At 73.5% G+C, this 5,985-nt stretch carries 6 protein-coding genes; 4 read left to right on the top strand and 2 right to left on the bottom strand.

Annotation, left to right across the window (positions count from 1 at the left end; translation table 11 throughout):
• A partial coding sequence (locus AOK22_RS15155; RefSeq protein ID WP_079036575.1) for a LysR family substrate-binding domain-containing protein occupies positions 1 to 738 on the top strand: 738 nt, incomplete at its 5' end.
• A gap of 116 nt (positions 739 to 854) precedes the next feature.
• Complete coding sequence (gene dmpI / locus AOK22_RS15150) at positions 855 to 1,037, top strand: 4-oxalocrotonate tautomerase DmpI (RefSeq protein ID WP_055699171.1); 183 nt, start codon at positions 855 to 857, stop codon at positions 1,035 to 1,037.
• A 49-nt stretch (positions 1,038 to 1,086) separates the two neighbouring features.
• On the opposite strand, the gene AOK22_RS15145 is transcribed toward dmpI, so the two are convergent.
• The gene (locus AOK22_RS15145) at positions 1,087 to 1,893 is read right to left on the bottom strand and encodes a response regulator transcription factor (protein ID WP_079036577.1); all 807 of its coding nucleotides are present in this window, start codon (positions 1,891 to 1,893) and stop codon (positions 1,087 to 1,089) included.
• A gap of 219 nt (positions 1,894 to 2,112) precedes the next feature.
• On the opposite strand from AOK22_RS15145, the gene AOK22_RS15140 reads away from it, so the two are divergent.
• Both AOK22_RS15140 and AOK22_RS15135 read left to right on the top strand, forming a co-directional pair.
• A complete protein-coding gene (locus AOK22_RS15140; RefSeq protein WP_055699173.1) occupies positions 2,113 to 3,801 on the top strand; it encodes an AMP-binding protein in 1,689 nt (562 codons plus the stop codon).
• The gene (locus tag AOK22_RS15135; RefSeq protein WP_055699169.1) at positions 3,798 to 5,459 is read left to right on the top strand and encodes an AMP-binding protein; all 1,662 of its coding nucleotides are present in this window, start codon (positions 3,798 to 3,800) and stop codon (positions 5,457 to 5,459) included. The genes AOK22_RS15140 and AOK22_RS15135 overlap by 4 nt, the downstream gene beginning before the upstream one ends.
• Here AOK22_RS15135 and AOK22_RS15130 read toward each other — a convergent pair.
• The gene (locus AOK22_RS15130; RefSeq protein ID WP_055699172.1) at positions 5,437 to 5,973 is read right to left on the bottom strand and encodes a GNAT family N-acetyltransferase; all 537 of its coding nucleotides are present in this window, start codon (positions 5,971 to 5,973) and stop codon (positions 5,437 to 5,439) included. The genes AOK22_RS15135 and AOK22_RS15130 overlap by 23 nt on opposite strands.
• Positions 5,974 to 5,985: the final 12 nt, after the last annotated feature.

Below are 5,985 nucleotides of genomic sequence, written 5' to 3'. Positions count from 1 at the left end.
GTGCGGCTCACCGGGGCGGGGGAGCGGCTGCTGCCCGAGGCGCGGGCGGTGCTCGCCGCCGCCGAGCGGGCGCGCGCCGCCGTCGTGCGGCCGGCCGGACTGCGCCTCGCCACCAGCACCGGGCTCGGGGAGCACTTGGACCGGGTCCTCGCGGACTTCGCCGCACGGGCGCCCGGGGTGCCGGTGGAGCTGGTGTCGGGTCCCGTGCACGAGCGCCTCGAAGCGGTCGTCGACGGGCGCGTCGACGCCGCGTTCGTACGCGCTCCCGAGCCCTTCCCCGGCGTACGGATCGTGCCCCTGTGGGACGACCCGCTGGTCGCCGCCCTCCCGGCCGCGCACCCGCTGGCCGCACGGTCCGACGTGGCGCTCGGCGAGCTGGCCGGGATGCCGCTGGCCATCACCGCGCGGCGCGCCAACCCGGCGCTCGTGGACCTGGTCGTCGGGGCCTGCCGCGACGCGGGGTTCACGCCGGTGCCCGGCCCGGTCGGGGGTTCGCTGCACGACACCCTCGCCACGATCGGGGCGGGGGCGGTGCCGCAGTGGACGGTCGTGTACGCCTCGCACGCGCGGCTGCTGCACAGCCCGCGCGTGGCGTTCCTGCCGTTCCGCGCGCCGGGGCTCGCGCTCACCACCGGGCTGGCCGTGCGGGAGGGCGGGCCGGTGGCGCGGGACCTCGCCGGCTTCCTCGCCGTCTGCACCGCAGAGACGCCCCTGAGCTGCGACGATCACGAAAGCTGATCGCTGCGGTCGCGGGCTGCCTCTTGGTCGCGTGGCGCGGCTCGGCTGGACTGGGGTCGTACCGAGAGACCGGCACAAGCGCCCGGGAATCCGGTACCGATCAAGGGAGTTCAGCCATGCCCATCGTCACCGTCCAGCAGGGTCCCCGCGACGTCGAGCTCAAGCGGGAGCTGGTCAGGCAGATCACCGACGCGTTCGTGGACGCGTACAAGATCCCGGCCGAGACCGTGCACGTCTGGATCCACGAGACGCCCGCCGACAGCTGGGGCGTGGCGGGGAAGCTGACCGCCGACAAGTAGCCCACTCCGGGAGGCCGTGAACGGCCCGCGGACCCGCGGCGGGGCGGGGCTAGGGAAGCAGCCCCGCCCGCCGCGCCGCCACCACGGCCTCCAGCCGCGTGTGCGCGCCCAGCTTCCGCATCGCCGAGCGCAGATAGCCCTTCACGGTCTCCGGACGCAGCCCGAGCCGCTCGGCCGCCGCCGCGTTCGTCACGCCCGCGGCGACGCAGGACAGGACGTCGACCTCGCGGGGGGCGAGGGAGACGGGGCGGTCCCGTTCGCGCTCGGGGACCGTGGCCGCCGTCGCCAGCCGGCCGCACACCGCGAGGAGTTCGGCCCGCAGCGCCGGGTCGAGGACCCGCGGGGCCAGGGCGCGCAGCGCGCCGTGCGCCTCGCGGACCTGTTCCCACGCCCCGGGTCCGGCCACCGGCTCCCGGGCCGCCGCGAGCAGCGACCGCACCTCGTCGCGTACGACGAGGGACTGCTCCACGTCCCGCGCCGCGGCCACCGCCGCCGCCAGCGTCCGGTCGCCGAGCGGCTGGGCCGCGCGCAGCGCGCCGTACAGCACCCCGCGCACCCGGCGGCGCACCACGACCGGCACCGCGAGCACCGAACGCAGGCCCTCGGCCGCCACCGCCGCGTCGTACTCGTGGCTGATGTGCCGCGAGACGTGGTAGTCGGTGACCGCGCACGGCCGCGACAGGGCGACGGCCTTGCCGCCGAGCCCGTTGCCCGAGGAGATCGCGAGGCCGTTCAGGGCGCGGGTGCCCGTGCCGCTCAGCTCGCCGATCCGCACCTGGCGCGATCCTTCGAGGAGGCCGCCGAACGCCACCGGGAGGCCCGTGCCCCGGCGCAGCCGCAGCAGAGCGGCCCGCATCTCCACCGTCTCGCCGCCGTCTGCCGACACGCGCTCGTCCCTTCACCTCGCGACACCCCCGTCCGGGGGTAGTGAGACCCGCATCACGAATTACACGATGTTACGTAGCGTCCGGCAATGAGCGCGGCGGTACGCGCGACCCTGATCGCGGCGGTCGTGAGTTCGACGGCCGCGGGCGCGACGGGCGACGGCAAGAGCGGGAATCGAGTAGGGGTGCACATGACGACGACCGGGACGAGTGCCACGGAGCAGTTCCGTACCGCACGGGACTTCCTCCTGCGGCACCGAGAGGACTACGCCGCCGCGTACGAGGGCTTCGCCTGGCCCCGGCCCGAGCGGTTCAACTGGGCGCTCGACTGGTTCGACGTCATCGCCGACGGCAACGAGCGGACCGCGCTGCACATCGTCGAGGAGGACGGCACCGAGGGCCGCTTCTCCTTCGCGACCCTGGCGGCGCGCTCGAACCGCGCCGCCAACTGGCTGCGCGCGCAGGGCGTCCGGCCCGGCGACCGCATCGTCGTGATGCTCGGCAACCAGGTCGAGCTGTGGGAACTGGCACTCGCCGCGATGAAGCTGCGCGCCGTCGTCATCCCGGCGACGCCGCTGCTCGGACCCGTCGACCTGCGCGACCGCATCGAACGCGGCCGCGCCCGGCACGTGGTCGTGCGCCCCGAGGACGCCGCGAAGTTCGACGACGTGCCCGGCGCCTACACCCGGATCGTCGTCGGCGGCGGGGCGGAGCACGAGGGCTGGCTCTCGTACGACGGGGTCGACGACGCCTCCGACGCCTTCGAGCCCGAGGGCATCACCCTCGCCGACGACCCGCTGATGCTCTACTTCACCTCCGGCACGACCGCGCGCCCCAAGCTCGTCGAGCACACCCATGTGTCGTACCCGGTCGGCCACTTGGCGACGATGTACTGGATCGGGCTCAAGCCCGGCGACGTCCATCTGAACATCTCCTCGCCCGGCTGGGCCAAGCACGCCTGGTCGAACCTCTTCGCCCCGTGGAACGCCGAGGCCACCGTCTTCATCCACAACTACTCCCGCTTCGACGCGGGGCGGCTGATGGCGGAGATGGACCGCGCCGGGGTGACGTCGTTCTGCGCGCCGCCCACCGTGTGGCGCATGCTCATCCAGGCCGACCTGACGCAGCTGCGCACCCCGCCGCGCGAGGTCGTCGCCGCCGGTGAGCCGCTCAACCCCGAGGTCATCGAGCAGGTGCGGCGCGACTGGGGCGTGACCATCCGCGACGGCTTCGGGCAGACGGAGACCGCCGTGCAGGTCGCCAACTCGCCCGGCCAGGAGCTGAAGCCGGGCTCCATGGGCCGGCCCACGCCCGGCTTCGTCGTCGAGCTCCTCGACCCGGTGACCGGCGCGCCGGGCGCGGCGGAGGGCGAGATCTCCCTCGACCTGGGCGCGAACCCCGTCGGCCTGATGGTCGGCTACCACGGCGACCTGGACCGCACCGCCGAGGCCATGGCGGGCGGCTACTACCGCACCGGTGACATCGGCTCGCGCGACGCCGACGGCTACATCACCTACGTGGGCCGTGCCGACGACGTCTTCAAGGCGTCCGACTACAAGATCTCCCCGTTCGAGCTGGAGAGCGCGCTCCTGGAGCACGAGGCGGTGGCGGAGGCGGCGGTCGTGCCCGCGCCGGACACGCTGCGGCTCTCCGTGCCCAAGGCGTATGTGGTGCTCGCCGAGGGCTACGAACCGGGCCCGGACACAGCGAAGTTGCTCTTCGAGCACTCGCGCGCGGTGCTCGCGCCCTACAAGCGGCTGCGGCGCATCGAGTTCGGCGCGCTCCCCAAGACGGTGTCGGGCAAGATCCGCCGCATCGAGCTGCGCGAGGCGACCGCCAAGGGCTCCGACGCCGAGTACCGCGAGGAGGACTACCGATGAGCGCATCGCGAGGCGGGTCCGCGGCGCACGCGCCGGGAGCGGGGCCCACGGAGAGCGGGCTCTCGTACGCGCACGGGACCAGCCGCACCCCGCTGCTCGGCGACACCATCGGCCAGAACCTCGACCGGGCCGTCGCGGCCTGGCCCGACCGTGACGCGCTGGTCGACGTGCCCAGCGGCGCCCGCTGGACGTACGCCGAATTCGGCTCTGCCGTCGACCAGTTGGCGCGCGGGTTCATGGGCTCGGGCGTCGCCAAGGGCGACCGCGTGGGGATCTGGGCGGTGAACTGCGCCGAGTGGGTGCTCGTGCAGTACGCCACCGCCCGCATCGGCGCCGTCATGGTGAACATCAACCCGGCCTACCGCGCGCACGAGCTGGAGTTCGTCCTCAAGCAGGCCGGCATCTCCGTGCTCGTCGCCACCCCGGCCCACAAGAGCAGCGACTACCGCGCGCTCGTCGACGAGGTCCGGCCGCGCTGCCCCGAGCTCCGCGCCGTCCACTACATCGGCGACGGCTCGTGGGACCCGCTCCTGAACGCCGCCGCGACCGTGACGGAAGGCGAACTCGCGTCACGCGAGGCGGAGTTGAGCTGCGACGACCCGGTCAACATCCAGTACACCTCGGGCACCACGGGCTTCCCCAAGGGGGCCACGCTCTCCCACCACAACATCCTCAACAACGGCTACTGGGTGGGCCGCACGGTCGGCTACACCGAGCAGGACCGGGTCTGTCTGCCCGTGCCCTTCTACCACTGCTTCGGCATGGTGATGGGCAACCTCGGGGCCACCTCGCACGGCGCGTGCATCGTCATCCCCGCGCCGTCCTTCGACCCCGTCGCCACGCTGCACGCCGTCGAGCGGGAGCGGTGCACCTCGCTGTACGGCGTGCCGACGATGTTCATCGCGGAGCTGAACCTCGCCGACTTCGCGACGTACGACCTCAGTTCCCTGCGCACCGGCATCATGGCGGGCTCGCCCTGCCCGGTGGAGGTGATGAAGCGGGTCGTCGCCGAGATGCACATGGACGAGGTCTCCATCTGCTACGGCATGACCGAGACGTCGCCCGTCTCCACGCAGACCCGCCGCGACGACGACCTGGAGCGCCGCACGGGCACCGTCGGCCGCGTCCTGCCGCACATCGAGGTGAAGGTCGTCGACCCGGCGACGGGCGTGACGCTGCCGCGCGGCACCTCCGGCGAACTGCGCACCCGCGGCTACAGCGTGATGCTCGGCTACTGGGACGAGCCCGAGCGGACCGCCGAGGTCATCGACTCCGGACGCTGGATGCACACCGGCGACCTGGCGGTCATGCGCGAGGACGGCTACGTACAGATCGTCGGCCGCATCAAGGACATGATCATCAGGGGCGGCGAGAACATCTACCCCCGCGAGATCGAGGAGTTCCTCTACGGCCACCCGAAGGTCGCGGACGTCCAGGTGGTCGGCGTGCCCGACGAGCGGTACGGAGAGGTGCCGCTCGCCTGCGTGATCCTGCGCGACCCCCGCGACGTACTGACGCTGGAGGAGCTCCAGGCGCACTGCAAGGGGCAGTTGGCCCACTACAAGGTCCCGGCCGCCCTGCGGATCCTCGACTCCTTCCCGATGACGGTCTCCGGGAAGGTCCGCAAGATCGAGCTCAGGGAGCGGTTCGGGGCGTGACGTCGGCCGTCAGGGGACGGCGCATGCACAGGCGGGGCCACCGGTCGAGGCCGAGCTCCGCCTCGTGCGCGCGGATCGCCCGCAGGGCCGGGGTCAGCTCGTCCTCCGCCAGCGGACGGAAGCCGATCCGCGCGTAGTACGGGGCGTTCCAGGGCACGTCGGCGAACGTCGTCAGCGTGAGCGCGCCGCGGCCCTCGGCGCGGGCGAGCGTCGCGACGTGCTCGATCAGGGCGCGGCCGACGCCGCGCCGGGCGGCCCGCGGATGGACGGTGACCTGCTCGATGTGCTCCGCGTCCGCGTCCGCGACGGGCTCGCTGACGAGATACGCGACGGGCGCGTCGTCCGCGTCGACGGCGACCCATGCCCGGCCCGCCCGCCGGAACCGCTCCAGCTCCTCGACCGTCGGCGGCTCGTCGTCCGCGATCGCGGCCATGCCGAGGGCGCGGAAGGGCTCGCCCGCGGCGCGCTCGATGTCCTGGAGCGCGGGGAGTTCGGAGGCGGTGGCGGGACGGATGCGGGGCGGGGT

Source organism: Streptomyces silaceus, assembly GCF_001419745.1.
GTDB classification, from domain to species: Bacteria; Actinomycetota; Actinomycetes; order Streptomycetales; family Streptomycetaceae; genus Streptomyces; species Streptomyces silaceus.
This window is presented reverse-complemented; position numbering and strand designations above follow the sequence as displayed.